Raw genomic sequence first — 25,003 nt, 5'->3', positions numbered from 1 at the left:
CCGGTTTGTTGAACAAAATCTGCAGGCTAGATGGGAGCGCATTGACCCTATTTCAAGAGGGGTCTGAATGCTATGATGCTTCGGCAAATCATGGCCCACAGGAGGCGTTGAACATGGTCCCGGAAAAAATTCTTCCTCTCAGCAAGTTTATCGGCTCGAAATTTTCCCTCAGCGATGCCTCGCCCGAATTCGCCATGAGCGACGACGAGGCGGAATTCACGCTGGAAATCCTGGGGGAAGTGGACTGGTCCGACCCGCTGTGCCAGTTCGGCGAATTCACCCTGCGCCAGCACGGCGCCTGGAGCGAGGGCGCCAACGTCGGCCTGTTCCATGACGGCAAGATGGTCGGCTTTTACGAAGGGCTGAACCTGTGGGTGCACCCCGACTACCGGCGCCAGGGCCTGGCCATTCCGCTCATCCTCATGGCGGCGCGATTGCGCGGCGGAAGCGTGCTGACGGACGGCGCGGAAGCGCAGAACTATTCGCCTGCCGGACTGCTGGCGCACACCACGGCGCATCTCCAGGCGCTGCTGTGCGCCATCAAGAAGAATGAATCCATCCCCCAGTCGGTGCTGGACGAGTACAACATCGACGACCCGAGCGAGCTGGTGAAGATGTTCGGCCCGGAATTCATCGCGGGGCTGACTTGCTGCAAGCCCTTGGAAGGCTAGGGTTTAACTCCCCAGAAATCCAGGTTGGCTTGTTCCAGCACGCGCACGCAGCTGTCCACCACCGCCGGGTCGAACAGGGTGCCGCGTTTGGCCTTGATCTCCGCCAGCGCGGTTTCAACGCCGTAGGCGGGGCGATGCGGGCGGGCGGAGGTCATCGCCTCCAGCGCATCGGCCACGCCGACGATTCGGGCTTCCAGCAGGATTTCGTCACCCTTGAGTCCCTTGGGATAGCCCGAGCCGTCCATGCGCTCGTGATGCTGAACGATGATCTGGGCGATCGGCCAGGGGAATGCTATGTCGCCCAGGATCTCGAAGCCGGACTGCGGGTGGCGGCTGACTTCTTCGAACTCTTGCGCGGTCAGCTTGTGGGGAGAGCGCAGCACGTCCTCCAGCACGTCGAGATTGCCGATATCGTGAATTTCCGCCGCCAGCCTGATGCCCTCGATCTGATCGAGGGGAAGGCAGAGATCCTCGGCAATCGCCACCGCCAGCTTGGCGACGCGGGCTTCGTGCGTCTCGGTATAGGGGTTGCGCTTCATGATCGCGTGCCCCAGCGCGATCAGGGCGTCGTTGACGGAGTCGTAACTGGACTGGCGCTTGTGCTCCAGTTCGCGCTGATGGAAGTGGATGATGGTGCTCTTGTAGATCGCCAGGAGTAATTCATCCGGGTCGAGGGGCTTCTTGACGTAGCGGTTGACCCCGACCTCGATGGCGCGCAGGAAGTAATCGACCTCGTTGTAGGCGGTGACGATGATGACCGGCACCTCCTCCTTGATGGACTTGATGTTCCTGGCCATTTCCAGCCCGTCCATGATCGGCATTTTGACGTCCGTCACCACCACGTCGTAGTGCTTGGCCCGGAACATCTCCAGCCCTTCCTTGCCGTTACGCGCCAGCTCCAGCTTGGGGCAGCGCCGGCGCAGGTAGCGCGCCAGCGCCTCGCGCACTTCGTCCTCGTCCTCGACGTAGAGCACGGAGAGTGTGGCAAGAAAACCGAGGTCCAGTTCGGTCGCGGTATCGTTCATGGCTGTTGTTCCTTCGTGCTCGGGGATGCCGTTTCCAGCAGGGGGATGGTGATCGTGATCAGGGCGCCGTCTGCCGTGTTGGCCGCCTTGATTCTGCCCTTGAAATTGCGTTCGATGATCATCTTCGACATGTATAACCCGATCCCGCTGCCCTGTTCCTTGGTGGTGAAATAGGGGTCGAATATCCTCGGCAGAACATCCCCAGGGATGCCGCCCGCGTTGTCCTCTATGCTGAGGACGCCATTGCTCCCGTCACGCACCAGGGTAATGCCGATCCGCCCGGCCGGGACGTTGCCGAGCTGAATCGCCTCCTTGGCGTTGGCGAGGACATTCAGCACCACTTGTGCCAGCTGGTTGGAAAAACCGTTGATCAGCATGCCGCCAGGCAAATCCCTCACCACCTCGATGTCGTTGTTTTTGAGCGAGGCTGCCATCACGAACAGGGCATCCTCGACCGCGTGGCCCAGCTCGAAGTCGCCCGGCTCGCGATCGGGGCGGAAAAAGTCGCGAAAATCGTCGATGGTCGTAGACATGCCCTGCAACAGGGAACGCGCCTTCCTGACATCGCGGTCGAGCGTTTCCGGCGTGATCTGCTGGTAATCGAAATCGTCCTTGATGTTGGTGAGAATCAGGGACAGGGCGTTGAGGGGCTGGCGCCACTGGTGGGCGATGTTGTGCACCATTTCGCCCATCGCCGCCAGGCGCGATTGCTGGATCAGGAGATGGTCTTTTTCGCGGTTCTTGGCGACCTCCTCCTCGACGCGCCGTTCGAGGTTCTCGTTGAGCAGGCGCAGTTCATTTTCGAGGCGCTTGTATTCGCTCACATCGCGCACCATGGTGATCACCAGCTGCTCCGCAGCGTGGGAAAAGAGGTTGAAGCGCAGGGCAGCCTGATACTCGCTCCCGTCCTTGCGGCGCAGGGTGGTGTCGAGATCGAATATGGAGCTTTCCCCGCGCAACAAGGTGCCGAACAGGTGCTCCAACTGGTCGCGCGGGTAGGCCGGCAGCAGGTCCTGGAGCCCCAGGCTGAGCAGCTCGGCGCGCGCGTAGCCGCTCGATGTTTCGGCGCTCAGGTTGAAGTCGACGAAATGCATGAGGAAGGGATCGATCAGAAACACGCTGTCGGCGGTGGCGTTCAGCGCCGCATGAAAGCGCTTGAGCCCGCTCTCGGCTCGGTCGCGGTCGGAAATGATGGCCTTGGTGTAGGCTTCGTTGCGCCGGCACAGCAGGATGGCCTTGGCCAGGTTCGCCATGACCGGCTGAAAAACCTGGGTCAGCGGCAGATCGGAGAGCGGCTCGGCAGGCGACAGCAGAACGACCACACCGTTGCCGTCGATGGGCAATTTCAGCAGCACGGAATAAGCGCCCCTGTGGCATGGCAGTGCGTCGATCAGGCTGCGGTCCTGTTCCAGGCTGATCGCGCCGGAAAAAAGCGCGGCTGGCAGGACCAGCGTTTCTCCGGCATGCCCGGCCAGTTCGTAGTCGCCGATCGCCAGTTCGATGGTCGCCGTGACCTTGCCGCTGCCGTTTTGCGGGGACACGTCCAGAAACACCGCGCCTGCCGGGAAGGAGGTGTGGTAGAGCAGCCTTTGCAGCGTTTTGGTGAGCAGCGGGCGCAGGTTGACCTCCCCGCCGATCACCATGGCCAGGTCGTAGAGAACGGCTAGTATTCTTTCCCGGTTCATCTCCAGCAGGTGCCCACCAGTGTGGCGTTGTGGAACAGCGGATAGCCGCCGCTCATCGAACTGCCGATTTCGCCCAGTGACAAGGCGCCGGCAATTTCACCCGCGCAGGTGCGGCGCGCCACTTCCGCCAGTTCCTTGGACGCCTGCTCGCCCAGGCAAAGACGCCGGCCGGCACAATAGAACAGCAGCAGGTCGCGCCCTCGCAAGGCGCCGTTGGCCTGGTTGAGTCCATTCACCAGCGCCTCGACCGTGCCGCCGGAATCGACTTCCGGCGCGCGCAGCAGGGTCAGCATGGCGTTCGCCGGCACTTCTCCGACGCAGAACACCGAGCCGTCCTTTTCCACCGCCACCGGGATGCGTACCACCACCTCGTTGTCGGCGCGCACGATGCCGAAGGGGAAATGGCTGGCGTACTGGTAGAAATTCTCCGGCGTGACCTCCACCCCGAACTGTTCCTGGATGACCTCCTGGTAGACCTCGAACGCCGGCCGCCAGTCGATGCTGAAAATGCGGTTGCCCTCGGTGGAGGTGGCGGTGATGAGGTGCTCCGGCGCCTTGTAACCGTGCTCCAGGATCGCCCCGGCGTGGTGCTCCAGCACCAGCAGCAGCACACCGTCCCCGATGGTTTGCGTGCCGTCGAACAGGCAGGGCATGGGCTGGAAGGTCTCGCTGCCCGCGTTCACGCCGGCGTAGCGCACCCGGTCGGCCAGCAGCAGGTAAAGCCCGTCGAGAATGGTGGAAATGTTCGGGATCATGCCGTCGAACACCATGAACAGCAACGTGTCGCGCTCCGTGCCCAGGTGCGGGCTGACGGCCGCGGCGATGCTTGCGGCGGCATCGGCGCCCGGATCTTTCAGGCCGCCGAGCAGGGCGAAACGGGGCATTTCATCGAAGCGCAACAGCCACAGGCCGCGGCTGCGGAACTCTCCGTTCTCCACCAGTGCGGGGAACATCGCCCCGACCAGGGGAGCGCCTTCCTGCGCGCATATCTTCTGCAGCAAGGGAATCTGCTCGCGCTCGGCCTCGGGCAACATGGCGAACACGCCCATTTTCGGCCTGTCGGCACGCCATGCCTGCAAAATTTCGCGCAGAGCGTTTTCAGCCACATTTTCCAGATAATGCATGCTTGCGGACGGCATGGTGACCTCCTTATGCTTTGATGCTGCTACCGGGGAGAGAAGCCTGTTACCAACAGCATAATCCTATGCCCGCCCCACCGGATACTCAAAACATATTTTCGCCCGCCGCCTCCCAGTAAGCGCGATGGCGCGCCACGCTGTTCGCCCGGTCGATGCTCACCTCGACCAGGTGCGCCCCGCCCTTGAGGGCGACGGCCAGCGCGGCGCAGAACCCGGCGCCATGATCGACCTTGGCATAGCTCAGCCCGTACAGCGCCGCCGCGTGGGAAAAATCCAGTTCCAGCGGCGTCAGCCAGCCGCGTTCGAATTCCTCCAGCCCCGCCTGGGGCAGGTACTCGAAGATGCCGCCGCCGCCGTTGTTGAGCACCACGAACACCGCATCCAGCCCGCGCGCGGCGGCCAGGCCGTTCATGTCGTGATAAAAGGCCAGGTCGCCGAGCAGCGCCACCAGCGGCGTGGCGCCGGCTGCTGCCAGCCCGAGTGCGGTGGACACGTTGCCGTCGATGCCGCTGGCGCCGCGGTTGCCGGCAATGCGTAGCGCCTTGTCGCCGCAGCCGGAATAGGCATCGAGGTCGCGGATGGCCATGGAGTTGCCGCAGAACAGGGTGGCGCCGGCAGGCAACAAGTCGATCAGCGTGCGCACCACCTCCGCTTCCGGCGGCGGCTCCGGCTCGGCCAGTTGCGCAGCGCGGTGCTCGGCGGCCTTGAATGCCGCCAGCCATGAGGGCGGCGCGGCACGCTCCACCAGCTCGGACAATTGCCGGCACAGCGCGGCGGGATCGGCCCGCAGCAGGCGGCTCGCGCGGTGCAGCGGATCGAGCCAGCGCCCGCCGCAATCCACCAGCAGTTGCGGCACGCCGGCCAGCCCGTCGAGGAAACGTTGCAGGGATTTCGACACCGGCATGGCGCCGAAGCGCAGCACCCAGTCCGGGCGCGGCGCATCGGCAGCGCGCAGGAAGGCATCGTAACGCGACAGAACCGTATTGTTTCGATGCGCGCCGAAGCGCAGGTTGGCGAGCGGATCAGCCAGCACCGGGCAGGCCAGCCTGTGCGCCAGATCCATCAGCGCGGCAGGGAATTCGGAGCTAAAAACGCCCGCGCCGCACACGATCAGCCCGCGCCCGCCGGACAGTTCGCCGGCCAGGCTGTGCGCAGCGTCTGGCGACAGAGTCATGACGGGGTAGCAAACGGCGGCGACCGGCGCGGCCTGCAGAGCCGGCCACGGCCTGTCGGGCAGCAAGGGTTCGCGCAGCGGGACGTTGAGGTGCACCGGCCCGGCCAGCGGCCAGCAGCCCTGGTCGACCGCCTGCGCCGCAAGTGCGCGCAGCCAGCGCAGCATGTCGGGGTCGCCGTCGGCGCATGGCAATTCGTGAAAAGCGCGCACGTGGCTGCCGAACAAGTTGTTCTGATCGGTGGCCTGGTTGGCGCCGCAGCCGCGCAACTCCGGCGGACGGTCGGCGCTGAGCAGGATAAGCGGCGTGCCGCCCATGTCCGCCTCGATCACCGCCGGATACCAGTGCGCCGGCGCCGAGCCCGAGGTGCACACCAGCACGACCGGCTGATGCCGGGCCTTGGCCAGCCCGAGGGCAAAAAATGCGGCGCTGCGTTCGTCCACCTGGATCGAGGCTATTATTCCAGGATGGCGCAGGCAGGCCAGCGCCAGCGGGGTGGAGCGAGAGCCGGGCGAAATCACCGCGTGGACCACGCCGCTTGCCGCCAGGGCGTCGATCAGAGTCCAGGCCCACAGCACGTTGTCGCGCGCCGTGTCAGTCATGTTCTTCCCGGAAATGGCCCAGCGCGTGGAGCATGGGCAGCAGCTTGGCCTCGGTTTCCGCCAGCTCGTGGTGCGGCTCGGAGCCCGCCACGATGCCGGCGCCGGCATACAGTTCCGCCTGCGTGCCGCGGACCTGGGCGCAGCGCAGCGCCACCGCGAACTCGCCCTCCCCGGCCGCGTCCATCCAGCCGACCGCGCCGGTGTACCAGCCGCTGCGGTTTTCCCCGTGCTGCGCCAGCCACTCCAGCGCCGCCCGTGGGGGATACCCGCCCACCGCGGGGGTGGGGTGGAGACGTTCGAGCAGGTCGAGCAAGCCGATGCCCGGCTTCACCCGGCCGCGCAAACCGCTCCACAGATGATGCAGATGCCCCAGGTGCAGCGCCACCGGCGCGGCCGGCACTTCGAGCCGGGCGCACACGGGGCGCAGCGCTTCGGCGATGGACTGCACCACCAGGCGGTGTTCGCGGCCGTTTTTCATGTCAGCGAGCAGATTGCGCGCGCTTGCGCCGCCGCGATCCCATGCCGTGCCCGCCAGCGCGTCGCAATAGGTTTCGCCGTTTCTCAGCCCGGCCAGCAATTCCGGGCTGGCGCCCATGAACATGCCGCCTGCAGGCATCGCCACGCCGAACAGGGTACAGCGCTGATGGCGCTTGGCCAGGTTCGCCATGACGCAAGCGGGATCGAACGGCTGCGCCGCGCTCAGCCTGACGCTCCGCGTCAGCACCACCTTGTCGAGGCGGCCGGACTGAATGTCGGCCACGGCGTCGGCGACCCGCGCCAGCCACGCCGAGTCTTCCCCATCGCCGGCATCGCGCCGCGAAACCTGGTCCTGCTTCTCGCAAGGGGGCTGCGCCATGGCCGAGGCCAGCCGGCGCATGCGCTGCATGGCCGGCTCCAGCGCGACGGCGCCGGCAGCAAAAGTGAACGTCAGCGCGGATATGTCACCCTCGCGCCGCAACAGCAAGGCCGGCACCCTGAGGCGGGCAGCGGGAAAATCCGCATCCGCGGCCTGCGGGGCAAAGCCGAAGCCGCCCAGGGCCAGCGGTTGCAAGCCGGTGGCGTCGATATCCTCGTGCTGCCAGCGCGCCTGCCACGCAGCGAAGGCATCCTTGAGCAGGCACCAGCGTTCCACGCCGTCGGCCTGTATCTCGGCTGCAGCGCCTAGGCCGAGCAGGCTGCGGCCGGCGCTCGGGCGCGACCAGTAAAACGCCTCGTCCAGCCCGGCAGGCATGAATTCCAGCGGGATTTCCGGCACCGCCAGGGTGACGCTCAACAGACCGGCCTCAAGGTTTCCAGCATGGCGCAGCGCGGCCGCGAGGCGGGCTTCCAGCTGGCCGAGAAAGACCGGATCGTCCGGGCGGAAGCGTTTCAGCATGGCTTTTCCATGGCGCGGGCCAGCGCAGGCAGGCGCTTGCGTTCCAGTTTGCCCAGCGCATTGCGCGGCAACGCGGCGACGGCAACGAACAGACGCGGACGCAAATGGCTGGGGAGGCGATCGCGGCACCACTCCTGCAGGTCGTCCACGCTCCCCACCACCAGGGCAGCGATGCGGTCGCCCCACACCGCGTCGCTCACGCCGGTCACCGCCACGTCGCTCACGCCAGGGCAGGCCAGCAGCAGGCTCTCCACCTCGGCGGGATGGACATTGACGCCGCCGCTCACCAGCACGTCGTCGTGACGCCCCAGCACCACCAGGTTGCCGCGCGCGTCGAAATAACCACGGTCGCCGCTGACGAACCACCCGTCGCGCAAGCCATGGCCGGGCTCATGGGCCGCATTGGCGTAGCCCGCCATCACGTTGGGGCCGCGCACGCGGATGCGCCCTTCTCCCTGCACCGGCCGGTTGTCGTCGTCGACGATTTCCACGCTGACGCCCGGCAGCGGCAGCCCGACCATGCCCTCGCGCCAGTCGGGCGGAAACGCCGCCAGCGTCGCCACTTGCGAGGCGGCCTCGCTCATGCCGTAAGTGGGACAGATCGGCCAGCCGGCCTGGTGCGCCCTCTGCGCCAGACCTAGCGACAACGGGCCGCCGCCGATCAGGGCATGTTTCAGACCGGCGGGCGGCGCTCCGGCCTCCAGCAGGCGCGCCAGCATCGCCGGCACCAGGGAAATATGGGTCACGCCATGGCGCTCCATGTCCTCGCGCACCCGCGCCGCATCGAACCCGCGATGCAGCAGCACGGCGGCGCCCGCCTCGGCGCAGCGGTAAAAAATGGCCATACCGCCGATATGCTGCAGCGGCAGACAGGCCAGCCAGACGTCGCCCGGCGCCAGCGGAATGCGGCTGCGACTGGTCAGCACCGCGGCTTCCAGGTTGGCTTCGCTCAACATCACGGTCTTGGGTGCGCCGGTGCTGCCGCTGGTGGCGATGAGCAGCTCGGCGTGGCCGGGCAGTTCCGGCTGTTTCAGCAGATTCGCCACGCGCTCCGGCAGCCAGTCCGGAACGGCCGAGCGCAGGGCGGCGTAGCTGACAATTTCGCCTTCTGCCATCAGCGCGGGGGCGTCGGGATGGCTCTGAGCGGCGCGTTCCAGCCAGCGAGTGAGCAGGGTCTTCATATTAAGAACGCTTTAACCACGGAGTACACGGAGAAGGGCCATTTGAGGTCTTTATGCTTTCACAAACAGGTGAATACCAAGAAACATGCGATCCATGGTTTTTTACTCCGTGTTCTCCGTGTACTCCGTGGTTAACTGCTTTTCCCTGACCCATTGTTTAAAGGGGCTTGACGCCGCTGTGCAGGCAGGCGATGCCGAACGACAGGTTGCGGTAGCGCACCTGCGCGAACCCGGCCTGCTCCATGATGCCGCGCATTTCCTCCTGGTCGGGGAAGCGCCGGATGGATTCCACCAGGTAGGTGTAGGCCTCCGGGTCGCGCGCGATCCAGGCGCCCAGGCGGGGTATCACGGTGAAGGAAAAAACGTCGTAGAACGGCTTGATGGGCGCCCAGGGACGGGAAAATTCCAGGCACAGGAAACGTCCACCCGGCTTCAGCACGCGCAGCACTTCCTTCATGGCGTTTTCCAGGCTGGTGACGTTGCGGATGCCGAAGGCGATGGTCACAGTGTCCACCGAGCCCGCCGCGAGCGGGATGCGCTCGCCGGTCCCGGCCAGCCACATAACGGCGGAAGGCTTGTCCGCGCGGCCGGCGTTCATCATCGCCAGGCTGGGGTCGCACACCATCACCTGCGCGCCTTTACCGGCCATGAGCGCAGCCACGTCACCCGTACCGCCGGCCAGGTCCACGACGACCTGGCCCGGCAGCGCGGCGGCCTGACGCGCCAGGCTGCGCTTCCACAGGCGGTGGATACCCATGCTCATGAGGTCGTTCATCAGGTCGTAGCGCGGCGCCACGCTGGAGAACACGCGCCGGATGCGGCGCGTGCGTTCGTCCTCGGCGACGCTCTGGTAGCCGAAGGTGCGGGACAGGTCGGTCATGGTGTATAGCTCCCGGTTTTCAGCGGCCGGCTTTCAGCCAGACCACCGTGGTTGCTGACCGCTGATAGCTGATCGCTACTGTTTAATGCCGCTCGGCTTGCACATCGAACCGGGCATGGTGAGGCTGGCCATGTACTCCACCACCGCATCCAGGTCCTGGTCGGAATATTTCTTCACCACCGCGACCATGGCCGGGTCGGCGTTGCGGCGCTTGCCGTCGCGGATCGCGGTCACCTGGCGCAGCAGGTAGCTGTAGTGCTGCCCGGCCAGAACCGGGTAGAACTTCGCTGCGTCGCCCTGGCCGTTGGCGCCATGGCACGTGGTGCATTCCTTCATGTACAGCGCCTTGCCCCTGGCCAGCAAAGCGGCGCCGCCTGCGCTCGTGCCGTGCTCGGGCGGGATGCACAGCGTCTGGATGTAGGCTGCCACGTCGGCCAGTTCCTGCGCATCGCTCAGGGTGATGGCGAAGGGAAACATGGGCGGGTTGTCGCGCAATCCGGCGCGGATGTCCGCGATCTGCTTGATGATCACCGAGGCATGCTGCCCCGCCAACTGCGGGATGGAGCCGTCCGGCTTCCCGGCGCCGGAGGAAAGGTGGCATGCGCTGCAAACCTCGAAAATCTCCCTGCCGCGTTTGACGTCTCCCTTGAGCTTGAGCGCCTCGATCTTCTCGGTTTCGGACGCATCGTTCCACACATAGCCCTTGGACTCGATCCCTGCTTTCGTCGGCACCGGCACGTCCGCCAGCGCCCACGTCGAAGTCAGAGCCAGTACCAACGCCAGCGCCAAGTTCAGCTTCATTGCCATTCCTCATTCACAGTCATTAAATCATTCTATTCACACACCGGCCTTGACTCAAGTCAATCGTCTTCCAGACCGAATGGGCCAAGCTGCGCGCGCATGTCCTGCGGCAGGTCTGCCGGGCGCCCGCTCTGCGTATCGAGGAAGACGTGAACGGTGCGCAGCCTGGCGCGCAGTTCGCCGTCGCAGCGGAATTCGTATGCCACGGTGAAGGAAGTCCGTCCCAGTTCTGCAATAGCCAGCGTCACCGCGACCTCCTCGCCGTGATGCAGCGGCAGCAGGTAATCGGCGTCGGCATGCGCGACCGGCAGGCGCACCCCGTCCGCGATCAGGGCGCCCAACCCCAAGCCGACGCTGGCCATGAAGGCTTCGTAGGCATCGTGGGCATGGGTGAACAGGTGCGCGAAAAACACCACCCCGGCATGATCGGTGTCGTGCAGGCGCACCTGGAAGCGGTATTCGTATTCCATCATGACAACTCGTCCCAATCAGGTTCAAAGCCAAGCCCCGGCTGCGTGCCGAGGCGCATTATCCCGCCGCTGACCGGCGGCGCACGGCCCACGTCCCGCGCCAGCCAGGCAGAAGTCGCCAGCCCGTGATGCAGCCCGTTGCCGAGCGCGGCGGCGAGGTGGGCTGCGGCCAGGGTCCCCACGGCACAGTCCAGCGTCGTCGTCGCCACGCACGCCATGCCTTGCGTCGCCTGCGCCTGGCGCGCCCAGTCCATGCAGGCGTACAGCCCGCCCAGCAGCGCCGGCTTGAGCACCAGGCGCCGCACCGCGCGGGAGGCGCACACTTGCGCCGGGTCCAGCCCGGGCAGCGACTCGTCCAGCGCCAGGGCGATCGCCGTGCGCTGCTGCAAGGCGGCGAGGCGGGGCAGGTCGGGCCGCGCCAGCGGTTCTTCGAGCATTTCGACCGGCAGACCGTCCAGCCCGGCGATAAAGCGCTGCGCATCGCCCTCGCTCCACGCCTGGTTGGCGTCGAGCCGGAGCAGGATTCCCGCCGGCAGCGCATCCGCCAGCTGGCGCAGCCAGGCCAGTTCCTGCGCCACGCCGGCCAGCCCGACCTTCAGCTTGAGCACGGTGAAGCCTTCCGCCAGCGCGGCCGCTGCGCGTGCCGCAGCCGTTTCGTCGAGCGCGCCCAGGGCGGCGTTGCACTGCACGTTCAGCGCTGCCTGCGGATTGAGCCAGCATGCCAGGGGCAGTCCGGCCTGCTGCGCCGCCAGGTCGGCCAGGGCGGTATCCACGGCACAGCGTGCGGCCGGCGCCAGGGTGGACTGTTCAAGATGCCGCCGCGCCTGCGCCAGGTCGAGGCCGGGCAAATCCTTGTGCCATTGCGACAGGGCGTCCGGCGCAGCGTCCCCGGTCAGCGACGCGCAATCGCCCCAGCCGCGCAGGCCGGTGTCCGTTTCAAGACAAAGCAGGCAGCCAGAACGTGTGGAAAAATCGCCCTGCGCGCTATGCCATTCCGCCTTGAGCGGCAGGCGGTAAGAGAAAACCCGGCTAGTTTCTATCTGCATCGGGGTTCACAGGATGATCCCGAGCACCAGCAAGGCTCCGAACGCCAGTTGCAACTGCGCGGTCTGGGCGAGGATGACGTTGAACGCCGGCCCCACCGGCTCGGACGCGAAACGGCGCAGCAAATTCATGGCCCAGGGCAGGGAAAGGAAGGGCAATACCGCGCCCAGCTTCACCCCGGTCAGACCGGACAGCACCGGCAACAGCAGGTAGGGCACGAACAGCAGCAGGCCGTATTCCACCTGGCTGCCCTGGCGTCCCAGGCGCACTGCCATGGTGTTCTTGCCGATCGCGCGGTCGCCGTCGAGGTCGCGGTAATTGTTGACCACGATCACCGCCGCCGCCAGCAGGCCCACCATCGAGGCGGCGACGAACACGCCCCAGTCGAGGCGGAAAGTCTGCAGGTAGAAGCTCCCCATCACCGCCGCGAGGCCGAAAAACAGCCACACGAACAACTCGCCCAGGCCGGTGTAAGCCAGGGGGCGCGGCCCGCCGGTATAGGCCCAGCCGGACAGCAGGGAAGCCAGCCCCAGCACCACGATGGGCCAGCCGCCGAGCCACGCCAGATACGCCCCGCACAGCATGGCCAGGGCGAAACAGACAAAGGCCGCGCGCTCCACCTGGCGTGCCGTCAGCCAGCCGGACGCCACCGCCCGCGCCGGGCCGAGGCGTTCCCCGCCATCCGCGCCGCGCGCGAAATCCGCCGCGTCGTTGTGCAGGTTGGTACCGATCTGGATCAGGACCGCGCCCAGCAATGCCGCCAGCGCCGGCAGCCACGCCACTACGTTGCTTTCGAACCACGCCAAGGCGACGCCCACCATCACCGGGGTGAGCGAAACCGTCAGGGTTTTGGGGCGGGCGGCCAGCAGCCAGATGTGGAACGGCGACAGCTGGCAGGTTGTACTCATGCACTTGTCTCCGGCGCCAGCATGTTCATGATTAGGCGGATCAACACCTCTTTCTGCGCGGGGTCGGATTCGGCCACCAGCAGGGTGAGCGCGGCCAGCCCGGTATCGTTGATGAGGGGGTCGCCACGCGCGTTCAGCAGGCGGCCATTACGGTGCAGGAAATCCACAAACATAAAAGCCCCGCTGCGTTTGTTGCCATCGGTGAAAGGGTGGTTCTTCACCATAAAATACAGCAGATGGGCGGCCTTGGCTTCAATGGTGGGATAAGCGGGTTCGCCAAACACGGTTTGATCCAGGTTGCCCAGCAGGGCCGCCAGGCTGTCGCCACGCTCACGGGCAAACAGATCGGTGGCTTCATGACGCGCCAGCAGTTGGTTTTTGAGCTGTGTTAGGGCTGAACGGGCTTGTTCCAGGCTGGGCAGCAAGCCGCCGGGGCTGCCTGCGGGCTCAGTCAGCAGGCCTTCATCGTAGCGTTGCAGCCAGAGAAAAGTCTGGGTATAGCGGCTGACGATTTCCACCAGACCGCGTCCGCTGTCGGCGGCCAATTCAGGGGTGCGTGCGGCTTTGCGCACCAGTTCCAGCGCGGCTTCAAGCTCGCGGGCGTTGGCCTCGAAGCGTTCACGGCTGAGGGTGTAACCACGGGTGAGGTGCTCTTTGAGTAAGTGGGTCGCCCATTGGCGGAAGCGGGTGCCTTGTTTGGAATTGACCCGGTAGCCAACGGACAAAATCGCATCTAGATTGAAGTGCTCGACTTGATAGGTTTTGCCATCAGCAGCAGTTGTTGCATTTTTTGCAACAACTGCCTCCCGGTCCAATTCGCCCTCCATGAATATATTGCGAAGATGTCGTGAAATGACGGATTTATCACGGGCAAACAGCTCTGTCATTTGTTGCAGGCTCAGCCAGACAGTTTCACTATCCAGCCTGACAGACACGGCTCCATTTTCGGCTTCGTAAATGACGATATCGCTCATGCGTTTTCTCCCTTCCGGCGCGTCTTTCTGGTTTTTTCGCTGGACGCTGACGGGAGCAGGGAAGTGATTTTCTGATAGCGCTCGAACAAAAACGCCACGCGTTCGGCTTCGGATTTAAAGCCGGTTTTGCCGTAGGCGGCATCCACGGCTTTATCCAGCGCCTGATGCGCCTTGAGCAGCGCGGGCGGCATGGTGAGCGGGTCGTAGAGATCGGCCAGGGAGGCGTCCGGGAATTGGGCGCGGGCATCGAGAACGGCCTGGGCTGCGGTTTCGATGCGCCCCCTCTCCCCAACCCCTCCCCCGCCTACGGGGGAGGGGCTTTTACTCCCCTCGCCCGCTGGCGGGAGAGGGGCAGGGGGAGAGGGAAGATCCGGCCAGGGGAAGGTGTTGTAAACCATCGAGCCGGAGTATCGAAAATCGCTCTTGAGATGCCCGCCAACGGTTCCCAGCCAGGCCATATGCATGGCTGATTGCAACACGCCAAACAGATACAGGCTGGGCTCGGCTATCAGATAATTGGTGTTGCTCGAAATCACGTCCGGGGTCATGAAGCCGATGGGCACATAGCGGCGACGCTCGGATGAGACTTCCGGGATCAGAATATAGGGTTTGTCCGGCTGCGAGACGTAGAAAAATCGGGTGGGCATTTCCGCTGCGCGGCGTGTCGGTTCCGCGCTGCTGGCGGAGCGGAACGCCCGCACCGCCTCTACTCGGGCCAGCACCTTGGGCAATTTGCGCAGTGTTTCGGGTGGAATGCCATCAAGCCAGAGGCACCAGCGAGGGATGTTATTGATGAACTCCTCGGAGCCGACAAAGCGCCTCACCCAGGGCGCGGCAGCCGGTTCGTCGGCAAGCAGTGCGTCCCGCTCCGCGTCGGAAAGCAGCAAATTACCACCATCGCTCGGTTTGTTGCCGCACCGCATGTCCGGCACAGCGCCAAGGGGTTGCTGTCGCTTCCCTGCAATGATATCCGGCCCGCTGACGAGATAGGGGCTGATATTGGGAACCTTGACGGCGTGAGGTTCGCCGCGCAAGGCTTCATATTCGAACAACCATTTCTCGCCGGTATCGTGCAGCGCGAAACCGATGATGACGCAGTGCACCGCAGCCTTGCCGCGTGCCTCGTTATTCCATTGGAAGGTGCGATGCGCGAAATGGATTTTGACACCACGTCGATAGAGATCGGGCCAGAGAATGCCAACCTGTTCGCCCTGGGTAATGCTGTTGGTGGAAACCAGAGCGGCCCGGATTGACCGATTCGCGACCATGTAATCGGCTGCCTTGCGATACCATGCGGCGACAAAATCGAGGTCGGAGGCTGCCTTCAAGCCAGCAAAAACAGCCACCAGTTCCATCTTCTGCTGTTTGTCCTGATAGTGTTTCCCAACAAACGGCGGATTCCCCATCATAAAACTGCATTTCTCTGCAACGACCACCTCGTTCCAGTCCAGCAGCAAGGCATTGCCGCACACGATATTGGCGCTGGCTTTGAGAGGAATACGAGCGAAGTACATGCCGAATTCTTCCGACACCAGCAGGTTCATCTGGTGATCCATCAGCCACATTGCGACCTGGGCGATCTGGGCGGGAAATTCTTCGATTTCGATGCCGTAGAACTGGTCCACGTCCAGGTTGATGAGGCTGTGCACGTCCAGCGTAAGCTGTTCGCTGGAACGCGAGGCGCGCAGGACTTCGAGCTCCAGCAGGCGCAGTTCGCGGTAGGCGATGACGAGGAAGTTGCCGCAGCCGCAGGCGGGGTCGAAAAAATTCAGGCTGCGCAGTTTTTTGTGGAATTCGAACAGCCGGTTTTTGTTGCTTTTGACTTTGTTGAATTCGGCCCACAGGGCATCGAGAAACAAGGGCTTGATGAGTTTGAGGATGTTCTTTTCGCTGGTGTAATGCGCACCAAGGTTGCGGCGTGCCTGTTTGTCCATGATGGACTGAAACAGGCTGCCAAAAATGGCGGGGGAGATACGGCTCCAGTCCAGCGCGCAGCAGTCGAGCAGAGATTGGCGCATGGCTCCGTCGAAGCCGGCCATGGGCAGCGCTTCTTCAAACAGCTTGCCGTTAACGTAGGGAAAGGCGGCGAGCTGTTGGTCAAGATTTTTCAGACGTTTTTGTTCCGGGGTGTTGAGAACCTGAAACAGGGCGCTGATGTGGTAAGCAAGGTCGGTACCGTCGCCGCAGGTGCGCTGTTCGATGTAGTCCTGAAACTGCTGGCGCTCGAAGATGCCGGTATCTTCGGCAAACAGGCAGAACAGCAGGCGCACCAGATATAGCTCCAGCGGGTGGCCTTCAAAGCCGGTTTCCCGCATCTGGTCGTGCAGCCTGCCCATGCGTTCGGCAGCCTTGATGTTGACCGGGTCCTGCTCTTGTATCTTGTGGGTTTGATACCCGGCGATAAAACCGAACAGCGACACGTTTTTGTGCAGGTCATGCAGCTCGAATTCGTGCTGTTCGTTGGTTTCCAGATCGTAGAGGCGAAAGCGGGCGAAGTCGGAGACCAAGACGTATTTGGGCAAGTCACGTTCCGAAATTCCGGGGAAGTAGTCCAGCGCCTGGGTATAGGCTTTGTCGAGGTTTTTGCCGCGCGATTTGTGTTCGACCAGCAATACGCCCTTCCAGAACAGGTCGATGAACCCCTGCTTGTCGCCCAGCTTTTTTACCGGCTCTTCAAATGAGGCGATACGCTTGCGGCTGATGCCGAAGATGTTGAAAAATCCGTCCCAGAAGGATTTGGCTTCGGCATCTTCGGAGGATTCGTTTTGCCATTCCCGGGAAAAACCCAGTGCGCGGCTTTTGATTTCGTTCCAGCTTAGGGGCATTTAGTTCTCGCGTTCAATCTGGAACTGGCTGGAGCGCTCGGCCATAAAATCATCGGTGGCGCATTTTGCGCTTAGAAAAAAACTGTTCCAGTCTAATCCCACGGGCACGATAATCCGCTCCTCACCTACCACGCGCACATCTACTTTTTTGACCGAATCCGGGAAACGCACGTCATCAGGCAAGCAGACAGCCTGACTGTGTTTGTGCTTAAAAACGGTGCTGATTGTCACAAGTCCTCCCCAATGTGGCAACGATCACGGACGACGCGGAAACTTGCCGAAATCCGGCGCGCGTTTTTCCAGCCAGGCATTGCGTCCTTCCTGGCCTTCTGGAGTCATGTAGTAGAGCGCGGTGGCGTTGCCCGCCAGTTCCTGTATCCCCGCCAGGCCGTCGGTGTCGGCGTTGAAGGCGGCCTTGAGCACGCGCAGCGCGGTGGGCGAGTGCTGCAGCATTTCGTGGCACCACTGCAGCGTTTCCTGTTCCAGTTGCGCCAGCGGCACCACGGTATTGACCAGCCCCATGCTCAGCGCTTCCTGCGCGTCGTACTGGCGGCACAGGAACCAGATTTCCTTGGCTTTTTTCAGACCGACGGCGCGCGCCAGCAGCCCGGCGCCGAGGCCCGCGTCGAAGCTGCCGACGCGCGGCCCGGTCTGGCCGAAGCGGGCGTTGTCCGCGGCGATGGTCAGGTCGCACACCAGGTGCAGCACGTGCCCGCCGCCGATGGCGTAGCCCGCCACCATCGCCACCACCGGCTTGGGCAGGCGGCGGATCTGCATCTGCAGGTCGAGCACGTTGAGGTGCGGCGTACCCTGCGCGTCGTGGTAGCCGCCGTCGTCGCCGCGTACTTTCTGGTCGCCGCCGGAGCAGAACGCCTTGTCGCCCGCGCCGGTGAGGATGACGACGCCGATTTCCGGGTCGAGATGGGCCTGCTGGAAGGCCTGCATCAGTTCGTTCACGGTCTGCGGCCGGAAGGCGTTGCGCACCTCGGGGCGGTTGATCGTGATGCGGGCGATGCCCTCCGCCCGGTGATAGAGAATGTCCTGAAACGTACCGACTGCTTTCCAATCCATGGCCTTGCCCGACTCATCAAGATGGCGGAATTATGGCACAAAGCCCGGCATGGGCGCCCTGTGGTATTCTCGCGTTTTTTCCGGCTAAGGAACCTCTGATTAAGTCAAACGCGGATCGCGTTACATCGAAAACGGGCTTGAGCAAGGCGCGCGACGAAGGTCGTAGCCGAGCCTACGACGCCGAGGAGCGCAACGCGGCGCAAGCCCGTTTTCGATGTAACCCGGAGGGACGTGGTTTTGCGGGCGCCATGCGGCGTCGCGAGGCGCTGGTGCAGAATGACTGCACGGCGCGCCTCACTTCTTGCCTGGCACCCGCAAAACCACGTCGCGACCGCATTTGACTTAATCAGAGGTTCCTCAGTGTCCCTGCGTGCAAAACTCCTGTATCCACTGCTGCTGATCGGGCTGCTGATCGGGATTTACCTCTACGCCATCTGGGTTCCCAGGACGCTTGCCAACGACGAGGCCGCGCATTTCAGGGCTGTGGATCAGCATCTGGACAGTGTGGTGGAGGCCATGATTCCGCTCCTACTGGGAAGCCAGCTGGACATCGTGCACGAAAATCTCAACGCATTGAAGGCAAAGAATCCGGCGTGGGTCGACATCAGACTGGTCAATGCCGAAGGCAAGCAGCTCTACCCGCTGGCCTCCTCAGCAAAACAATCTGGCCAATTAACCTCACCGGGCGTACGCACGCTGGAAAAGAAAATTCGTTATCTCGACACCGACCTGGGCACCCTGGTGGCAAGAGTGGATCTGGCGCCATCGCTGGCAAACACACGCCAGGAGATCAGGGAATTGTCCCTGACTCTGCTCGGCGTGATGGCCGCTCTCATGGTAACGATCATCGCCACCACGGAAATCACAGTGGGAAGGCCGTTGCGCCAATTGGCCAAAGCATCCGTCCGGCTCGCCAGGATGGATTTCGACACGCCGTTGCCCAAGGCTGGGCCGGATGAAGTCGGCAAACTGGTTAGCAGTTTTGCATCCATGCGCAACGAACTGCAAAACTACAATTCGAGCCTGCTGCATGAAATTGCCGAACGCAAGGATGCCGAGGAAGCGCTCAGACAGTTGAATGAAACCCTGGAACAACGCGTCAGCGATGAAGTCGCGGCAAACCGCGAAAAGGATCACATGCTCATCCAGCAGTCGCGCCTGGCCGCCATGGGCGAGATGGTGCACAACATCGCACACCAGTGGCGGCAACCGCTCAATTCCCTGGGCCTGATCATCAGCAACATACAGGACGATTTCAAGTTCAAGGCCATCACGGAGGAAACCCTGGCGCGCGACGTTTCCGACGCCAGGCGCCTGATCGAAAAAATGTCCACCACGATCGACGATTTCCGCGACTTCTTCCGCCCCGACCGCGAGAAATCCAGTTTCGACGTAGCAGAGGCCGTCAGGGAAGCGGTTTTCATCGTCATGGCCGCGCTCAAGAACAACAGCATCGAAATCGCCGTGGATGTACCCCCTGATTTGACCGCAACCGGTTTCCCCAGCCAGTATGCACAGGCCGTGCTCAATCTGCTGGTTAACGCCAAGGAAGCGATCCTGGAGAGCGAGACCGCCAACGGACAAATCCGCGTCGCGCTCAGAAAAGAGGGAAAGGAAGCCGTTCTTACCGTGGATGACAACGGCGGCGGCATCGCGCAGGATATCTTGCCGCGGCTGTTCGACCCTTATTTCACCACCAAGGATCAAGGAAGCGGAATCGGGCTATACATGGTCAAAATGATAATTGAGCGTAACATGGAAGGTAAAATCGGCGCGGCCAACATTGAAAACGGCGCCCGGTTTACGTTGAGCATACCATTGGAAAAAGCCTCTTAAAATTAAGCCATTTTTATGAAACCCGACAACACCACAGCCCAGGTCGACTTCGACTTCCTGAAGACGCTGTCCATTCTATATGTCGAAGACGACGATGAAATTCGGGATCTTCTGACCCGTTTCCTGCGCCGCCGGGTCGGCGCGCTACATACTGCCATTAATGGCCAGGAAGGCATTCAGGCCTTTCGCGAACACCAGCCTGACGTGGTGGTGACCGACATCAAAATGCCGGTAATGGACGGCCTGGAAATGGCTTCGATCATCAAAGCGTCGGTCCATGAAGTCCCCATCATCGTGATCACGGCCTACAGCGAGCGCGACTACTTCATCCGGGCCATCGAAATCGGGGTGGACCAGTACGTCACCAAGCCGGTCAACACCGACACCCTGCTCCAGGCCATATTCAAGAGCGCCAAGAACCGCTTCCACAAACGGGAGATGGACAAGGCTGAAAAGCTCATCATCGACTCACTGGAACAGACCATAGGCGTGCTTTCGCGGGCCATCGAGCTGCGCGACCCCTACACCGACGGCCACCAGAAGCGGGTTTCCCTGCTGGCGACGGCCATCGCAGAGGATATGGGCATGCCCTCCGACACCATCACCGGCATCCGTCTCGGCAGCCTGGTTCACGACGTGGGCAAGATCCGCGTCCCCGCCGAGATCCTGAGCTGCCCGAGAAAGCTGTCCACCATCGAGATGGACATCATCAAGACCCACCTCCAGGCCGGCTACGACATCCTGGCCGGCGCATCCTTCCCCTGGCCCGTGGCACGCATGGTGGTGGAACACCACGAGCGCATGGACGGATCGGGTTACCCGAAGGGCCTCAAGGGCGAGGAGATATGCATGGAAGCGCGCATCATCGCAGTGGCCGATGTGGTCGAAGCGATGACCTCTTTCCGGCCGTACCGCCCATCGCTGGGGATTGAAGCCGCCATGGACGAAATCCAGAAAAATCGGAGCAAGCTTTACGACCAGGATGTGGTGGACAGCTGCATCCGCGTGCTGGAAAGAAGCAGCTTCAAATTCTGGGGCTGAAATAACGCTCGAATTCAAATGCCGAATCCGTTACCCCCGGTCTACACCTGGCCCTACATCCTGGGCATCGCCAGGGAGCACAAGAAAGAACTAATCGCCGCCCACGTCATCGCCGTTTTCGCGGCACTGGCGAGCGTCCCCATTCCGCTCCTCATGCCCTTGCTGGTGGACGAAGTGCTGCTGCACAAGCCCGGCGTCATGGTCGGCTGGATCGATAGCCGCTTTCCCACTCACTGGCACAGCCCGCTGCTGTATATCAGCGCCATCCTCGCCCTCACGATAGTGCTGCGCCTGTTCGCCGCGATGATGGGAGTGTGGCAGACGCGCAATTTCACCCTCATCGCCAAGGATGTCTCCTACCGCCTGCGCGAAGGCCTGCTGCAGCGCCTCAAGCGTATCGCCATGTCGGAATACGAAACCCTGGGCAGCGGCGCGGTGGCCTCCCATTTCGTCACCGACCTCAACGCCGTGGACGACTTCATCGGCGCCACCATCAGCAAGTTCCTCGTCGCCCTGCTCTCCATCATCGGCACCGCCGCCATCCTGCTGTGGATGCACTGGCAGCTGGCGCTGTTCATCCTGCTCATGAACCCGGTGGTGATCTACTTCACCACGGTGCTGGGCAAGAAAGTCAAAACCCTCAAGAAGAAGGAAAACAGCGCCTTCGAGCTGTTCCAGCAGGCGCTCACCGAAACCCTCGACGCCATCCAGCAGATCCGCGCCGCCAACCGCGAGGAGCATTACATCAGCCGCGTGCTGGAACGGGCGCGCGGCATCCGCACCCACGCCGCCGCGTTCTCGTGGAAAAGCGACGCCGCCAGCCGCCTGTCGTTCATGGTCTTCCTCATCGGCTTCGACGTGTTCCGCGCCATCAGCATGCTGATGGTGGTGTTCTCCAACCTCACGGTGGGCGAGATGATGGCGGTGTTCGGCTACCTGTGGTTCATGATGGCGCCGGTGCAGGAAATCCTCGGCATCCAGTACGCCTATTTCAGCGCCAAGGCCGCGCTGGGACGCCTCAACCGCCTCATGCAACTGGACGAGGAGCCGCACTACCCCGCCCTGCGCGACCCCTTCAGCGGCAAGCACACCGTCGGCGTGCGCATGGAAAACATCTCGTTCCGCTACGGCGACGGCCCGCTGGTGCTCAACGGCGTCGACCTCGACATCAAGGCCGGGGAAAAGATCGCCCTGGTGGGGGCGTCTGGCGGGGGAAAATCCACGCTGGTGCAGGTCATCCTCGGACTCTACCCCACCGAGTCCGGCACGCTTTATTTCGACAACGTCCCGGTCACGCAGATCGGCATGGAAGTGGTGCGCCAGCACGTGGCGACCGTCCTGCAGCACCCCGCCATTTTCAACGACACGGTGCGCGCCAACCTCACCATGGGCTGCGACTGCAACGACGCGGACCTGTGGCAGGCGCTGGAGGTGGCGCAACTCAAAGACCTGGTGGAACAGCTGCCCAAGGGACTTGACACCGTCGTCGGCCTGCAGGGCGTGCGCATCTCCGGCGGCCAGCGCCAGCGCCTCGCCATCGCGCGCATGATCCTGGCCAAGCCGCAGGTGGTGATACTCGACGAAGCCACTTCCGCCCTGGACGCGGAAACCGAGGCTCGGCTGCACGAAGCGCTAGGGGCGTTTCTCAAGGACCGCACCACGATCATCGTGGCGCACCGCCTCTCGGCGGTCAAACAGGCCGACCGGGTTTACGTGTTCGAGGACGGGCGCATCATCGAAGAAGGCGCCCACGAGGAATTGCTCAAGAGCAACGGGCTGTACAGCAGGTTGTACGGGCAGTTGCAGCACTGAGGCCGCACTGCCTTCATGTGGAGCTCACGCTCGGGTTCAGTGCGCCGGGCCAGCCATGCGGGAAAGAAAATCTTCCAGGTCCTGCGTTGCCAGATCTGCCGGCATGCCGGCATGAAGCGGCCAGGCAGCCTCATGTTCACAGAGTCCGGCTTGCACCTGTGGGGGCACCGCGTATGCAGTGGAATTCCCCAATACCGGGGCATCAGGGACCGTGTCGCCACGCTCCCATTGGCCAGTCGCCATTTCCATCGTGCTGATCATGGTGCACCTCCATTCGAATTGCACTGCCTATAACATCTTAACGTCACCAGGCGCAAAAGGTTGAGACTGCACATCCACCGTTTCACCTTATTTTTGTACGAGCACGATCCGTGCCTGATATGCTTTGGCAACGCCCAACACCCTGATTCCATAAGATAGATATGCCGAAACTCGCGAATTCCCTGCGTAACTGGCCATCGGCCGCCTTCACCCAGACGCTAAAAGACGAAATCGGCGCACTGGAATCGGGCACGTTGCCGCTGCAGAAGGGCGTTTCCCAGGGTGGATATGTGGACGACAGCAATCTCACTTGCACGGTGTTGCGCGTTACCGACGACGAACGCACCATCCACGCCCGGGTCGGCGTCTTTTTCACCGAGATCGTCGCCAGCTGCGGCTGCGGCGCGGAACCGATGCCGCAGAACGCCTATTGCGAAATGCTGGTCAGCATCGACAAGGCGAGCGCCGAGGCGCAGTTCGCTGTGCTGCCGGACTGAAAAACGGCGCGCATCCGAGGCGCGCGCGCCGCCTTACTCGTGGGTCTTCAGAATCGGGATGGTGGCCTTGCCGATGCGGCGACTCTTGTTGCCGCTGGGCATGCGGTTCAGCTCGCGCTCGATGATTTCCATGGTCAGGCGCCCGATGTACTCGCTGCTGGCATCGAGCGAATCGACCGCTTCGAGGTACGCACGGCCGATCAGGCGTCCCAGCGGCTGCGGGTTGTAGAGCAGCTTCTTGATCAGGAACGGATTGAGCGACAGCGGGTTGTAGTCCGGCTTCAGGTATCCCTGGCTGATCAGCAGGCGTTCCACCGGCGTGTTGGGCTGGATGCCGATGAAGAAGATGAACGGCAGCACGTTGTCGCGACCGAACAGTTCATACAGTTCCTTGATTTTTTCGATGGTCATGCGCAGGGTATGGACGGTTTCTCCCGGCGCGTTGAGCGGCATGTAGAGCTTGATTTTCTGGTCCGTGTAGGCGCTGGTCCTGAACATGCGGAATGCGTCCATCTGCTGCTCCAACGAATATCCCAGGGTCAGCGTGTCGATGATTTCCTGCGAACCGGTGAAGGACAGGTCGACGCTGCCGAGGCCGGTTGCCAGCATCTTCTGCGCCAGCTCCGGCGTCAGGTGGTTGAGGCGCAGATAGCCGGACCAGGTGATGTCCAGCTTGCGCGGCAGCAATTCGTCGAGGATCAGGCCGACGTGTTCGGTGCTCTTCTTGGTCGAGCAGAATTGCGCGTCGGTAAACCAGATCCGCTTGACGCCGTAGTTCCGGTTGAGCGCTTCGATTTCCTTGGCGATTTCGAGCGGATCGCGGTAGCGCTGATGCGCGCCCTCGATCTTGTTGTAGAGGCAGAAATGGCACTGAAATGGGCAGCCGCGCTTGGTGTGCACGCCGATGTCGTCGTTCAGGTAGCTGTGGAATTCGGGGAAAATCGACTCGACGTAAGGGAAGTCCACTGCCGTGAGCGTGTGCAGGTCGAAGGTTTCCTCGCGCGGGCGATGTTCGACATGTCCGGCACGATCCTTGTAATAAATCTCGCCGACAGGCTGACTAAAGCCGTCGACAATGGAAAGCATGGCGTCCTCGCCTTCGCCGATCACGATCACCGTGTCGGTGGGGCATTTCTCGGCAACGTATTTGCCGAAGATGGAGACCGCCGTGCCGCCTACCACGATGCGCGTCGCGGGCAGCAGCTTGCGCACCAGCTTCATGTAGCCGAAGTTGTTGAGCCTGCTGGTGGTGTAGTCGTAAATGATGGAAAACGCGCTTCTGGCCGCTTTCAGTTTGCGCTTCCAGTTGGGCGAATAGTCGAAATTCATCACCACGCCGAGCGCGTCGTCTTCCGGGTGCGGGCCGAAGGACTGCATGTTGCGCCAGGAAAAAGCCACGATATCCGGCCGGAGCGAGTCAAGATGCTCCCGGAGCACGCGCTTGCGGTCGGCGGGCGCAATCAGGGCCATATCCAGCAGGTGCTGCTGGATGTCGGGGCGCTGTTTGTGGATGTAATCGGCCACATAGATGACGCCGCCCGGATAAATCTTCCAGCACGGCAGGCGGATGTAAAGCACAGTCTGTTTTTCGGAGTTCATGGCAATTCCAGTTCGCTTATTGTTGTTATAAAAGCCCGGATACCACTGGAATAGAACCGGACCCCCGCATGCTTCACCTGCATGGTCTTGATTGTTCGTTCTACTACTGCCTTATGACAATTACTCGATTAAGT

Annotated in this window: 23 protein-coding genes; 6 read left to right on the top strand and 17 right to left on the bottom strand. The window is 62.8% G+C overall.

What is annotated here, in order from left to right; translation table 11 throughout:
* Nucleotides 1-113: 113 nt before the first annotated feature.
* The gene (locus SKTS_RS05840) at nucleotides 114-671 is read left to right on the top strand and encodes a GNAT family N-acetyltransferase (RefSeq protein ID WP_173061665.1); all 558 of its coding nucleotides are present in this window, start codon (nucleotides 114-116) and stop codon (nucleotides 669-671) included.
* Here the strand turns inward: SKTS_RS05840 and SKTS_RS05835 are convergent.
* The 15 genes from SKTS_RS05835 to menB form a co-directional block, all read right to left on the bottom strand.
* Nucleotides 668-1,696, bottom strand: a complete 1,029-nt coding sequence (locus SKTS_RS05835) for an HD-GYP domain-containing protein (RefSeq protein WP_173061662.1) — start codon at nucleotides 1,694-1,696, stop codon at nucleotides 668-670. The genes SKTS_RS05840 and SKTS_RS05835 overlap by 4 nt on opposite strands.
* Nucleotides 1,693-3,381, bottom strand: coding sequence for a sensor histidine kinase (locus SKTS_RS05830; RefSeq protein ID WP_173061659.1), 1,689 nt, complete (start codon nucleotides 3,379-3,381; stop codon nucleotides 1,693-1,695). Before SKTS_RS05830 ends, SKTS_RS05835 begins: the two co-directional genes overlap by 4 nt.
* Entirely contained in the window at nucleotides 3,378-4,520 is a 1,143-nt protein-coding gene (locus SKTS_RS05825) for an FIST signal transduction protein (protein ID WP_173061656.1), read from the bottom strand. The genes SKTS_RS05830 and SKTS_RS05825 overlap by 4 nt, the downstream gene beginning before the upstream one ends.
* An 85-nt stretch (nucleotides 4,521-4,605) precedes the next feature.
* Nucleotides 4,606-6,294, bottom strand: coding sequence for a 2-succinyl-5-enolpyruvyl-6-hydroxy-3-cyclohexene-1-carboxylic-acid synthase (gene menD / locus SKTS_RS05820; RefSeq protein WP_173061653.1), 1,689 nt, complete (start codon nucleotides 6,292-6,294; stop codon nucleotides 4,606-4,608).
* The gene (locus SKTS_RS05815) at nucleotides 6,287-7,669 is read right to left on the bottom strand and encodes an isochorismate synthase (protein WP_173061650.1); all 1,383 of its coding nucleotides are present in this window, start codon (nucleotides 7,667-7,669) and stop codon (nucleotides 6,287-6,289) included. Before SKTS_RS05815 ends, menD begins: the two co-directional genes overlap by 8 nt.
* Nucleotides 7,663-8,850, bottom strand: coding sequence for a class I adenylate-forming enzyme family protein (locus tag SKTS_RS05810; RefSeq protein WP_173061647.1), 1,188 nt, complete (start codon nucleotides 8,848-8,850; stop codon nucleotides 7,663-7,665). The genes SKTS_RS05815 and SKTS_RS05810 overlap by 7 nt, the downstream gene beginning before the upstream one ends.
* Before the next feature lie 157 nt (nucleotides 8,851-9,007).
* On the bottom strand, nucleotides 9,008-9,730 hold the full coding sequence (locus tag SKTS_RS05805) for a class I SAM-dependent methyltransferase (protein WP_173061644.1): 723 nt from the start codon (nucleotides 9,728-9,730) through the stop codon (nucleotides 9,008-9,010).
* A 75-nt stretch (nucleotides 9,731-9,805) separates the two neighbouring features.
* Nucleotides 9,806-10,531 carry a c-type cytochrome gene (locus SKTS_RS05800; protein WP_173061641.1) on the bottom strand — a complete coding sequence of 242 codons (726 nt, stop codon included), beginning with the start codon at nucleotides 10,529-10,531 and terminating at the stop codon, nucleotides 9,806-9,808.
* Between the two features lie 59 nt (nucleotides 10,532-10,590).
* Nucleotides 10,591-11,004 carry an acyl-CoA thioesterase gene (locus SKTS_RS05795; RefSeq protein WP_173061638.1) on the bottom strand — a complete coding sequence of 138 codons (414 nt, stop codon included), beginning with the start codon at nucleotides 11,002-11,004 and terminating at the stop codon, nucleotides 10,591-10,593.
* The gene (menC, locus tag SKTS_RS05790) at nucleotides 11,001-12,047 is read right to left on the bottom strand and encodes an o-succinylbenzoate synthase (RefSeq protein WP_173061635.1); all 1,047 of its coding nucleotides are present in this window, start codon (nucleotides 12,045-12,047) and stop codon (nucleotides 11,001-11,003) included. The genes SKTS_RS05795 and menC overlap by 4 nt, the downstream gene beginning before the upstream one ends.
* A 6-nt stretch (nucleotides 12,048-12,053) precedes the next feature.
* Nucleotides 12,054-12,953, bottom strand: a complete 900-nt coding sequence (locus SKTS_RS05785; protein WP_173061632.1) for a 1,4-dihydroxy-2-naphthoate polyprenyltransferase — start codon at nucleotides 12,951-12,953, stop codon at nucleotides 12,054-12,056.
* Nucleotides 12,950-13,927, bottom strand: a complete 978-nt coding sequence (locus SKTS_RS05780) for a virulence RhuM family protein/type II toxin-antitoxin system death-on-curing family toxin (RefSeq protein ID WP_173061629.1) — start codon at nucleotides 13,925-13,927, stop codon at nucleotides 12,950-12,952. The genes SKTS_RS05785 and SKTS_RS05780 overlap by 4 nt, the downstream gene beginning before the upstream one ends.
* Nucleotides 13,924-16,752: a class I SAM-dependent DNA methyltransferase gene (locus SKTS_RS05775; RefSeq protein ID WP_173061626.1), complete on the bottom strand. Its 2,829-nt coding sequence runs from the start codon at nucleotides 16,750-16,752 to the stop codon at nucleotides 13,924-13,926. The genes SKTS_RS05780 and SKTS_RS05775 overlap by 4 nt, the downstream gene beginning before the upstream one ends.
* Nucleotides 16,753-16,983 carry a type II toxin-antitoxin system VapB family antitoxin gene (gene vapB / locus SKTS_RS05770; protein WP_173061623.1) on the bottom strand — a complete coding sequence of 77 codons (231 nt, stop codon included), beginning with the start codon at nucleotides 16,981-16,983 and terminating at the stop codon, nucleotides 16,753-16,755.
* Nucleotides 16,984-17,007: 24 nt separating this feature from the next.
* Nucleotides 17,008-17,823, bottom strand: a complete 816-nt coding sequence (gene menB / locus SKTS_RS05765) for a 1,4-dihydroxy-2-naphthoyl-CoA synthase (protein WP_173061620.1) — start codon at nucleotides 17,821-17,823, stop codon at nucleotides 17,008-17,010.
* Between the two features lie 137 nt (nucleotides 17,824-17,960).
* Here menB and SKTS_RS05760 point away from each other — a divergent pair, with 137 nt between their 5' ends.
* Genes SKTS_RS05760 through SKTS_RS05745 form a run of 4 tightly spaced genes read left to right on the top strand, consistent with a single transcriptional unit; the run spans nucleotide 17,961 to nucleotide 22,512 of the window.
* Complete coding sequence (locus SKTS_RS05760) at nucleotides 17,961-18,164, top strand: hypothetical protein (RefSeq protein ID WP_173061617.1); 204 nt, start codon at nucleotides 17,961-17,963, stop codon at nucleotides 18,162-18,164.
* 19 nt (nucleotides 18,165-18,183) lie between these two features.
* Entirely contained in the window at nucleotides 18,184-19,659 is a 1,476-nt protein-coding gene (locus SKTS_RS05755; RefSeq protein ID WP_173061614.1) for a sensor histidine kinase, read from the top strand.
* Nucleotides 19,660-19,674: 15 nt separating this feature from the next.
* Nucleotides 19,675-20,700 carry an HD-GYP domain-containing protein gene (locus SKTS_RS05750; RefSeq protein ID WP_173061611.1) on the top strand — a complete coding sequence of 342 codons (1,026 nt, stop codon included), beginning with the start codon at nucleotides 19,675-19,677 and terminating at the stop codon, nucleotides 20,698-20,700.
* A gap of 18 nt (nucleotides 20,701-20,718) precedes the next feature.
* Complete coding sequence (locus SKTS_RS05745) at nucleotides 20,719-22,512, top strand: ABC transporter ATP-binding protein (RefSeq protein ID WP_173061608.1); 1,794 nt, start codon at nucleotides 20,719-20,721, stop codon at nucleotides 22,510-22,512.
* 36 nt (nucleotides 22,513-22,548) lie between these two features.
* Here SKTS_RS05745 and SKTS_RS05740 read toward each other — a convergent pair whose 3' ends face one another.
* On the bottom strand, nucleotides 22,549-22,773 hold the full coding sequence (locus SKTS_RS05740; protein WP_173061605.1) for a hypothetical protein: 225 nt from the start codon (nucleotides 22,771-22,773) through the stop codon (nucleotides 22,549-22,551).
* 161 nt (nucleotides 22,774-22,934) lie between these two features.
* On the opposite strand from SKTS_RS05740, the gene SKTS_RS05735 reads away from it, so the two are divergent.
* Complete coding sequence (locus SKTS_RS05735; RefSeq protein ID WP_173061602.1) at nucleotides 22,935-23,270, top strand: glucosamine--fructose-6-phosphate aminotransferase; 336 nt, start codon at nucleotides 22,935-22,937, stop codon at nucleotides 23,268-23,270.
* Nucleotides 23,271-23,303: 33 nt separating this feature from the next.
* On the opposite strand, the gene SKTS_RS05730 is transcribed toward SKTS_RS05735, so the two are convergent.
* Nucleotides 23,304-24,869: a B12-binding domain-containing radical SAM protein gene (locus tag SKTS_RS05730; RefSeq protein ID WP_173061599.1), complete on the bottom strand. Its 1,566-nt coding sequence runs from the start codon at nucleotides 24,867-24,869 to the stop codon at nucleotides 23,304-23,306.
* Between the last annotated feature and the right edge of the window lie 134 nt (nucleotides 24,870-25,003).

Source organism: Sulfurimicrobium lacus, from assembly GCF_011764585.1.
GTDB classification, from domain to species: domain Bacteria; phylum Pseudomonadota; class Gammaproteobacteria; order Burkholderiales; family Sulfuricellaceae; genus Sulfurimicrobium; species Sulfurimicrobium lacus.
The sequence above is the reverse complement of the archived record's forward strand: the minus strand, read 5'-3'. Positions and strand labels throughout refer to the sequence as shown.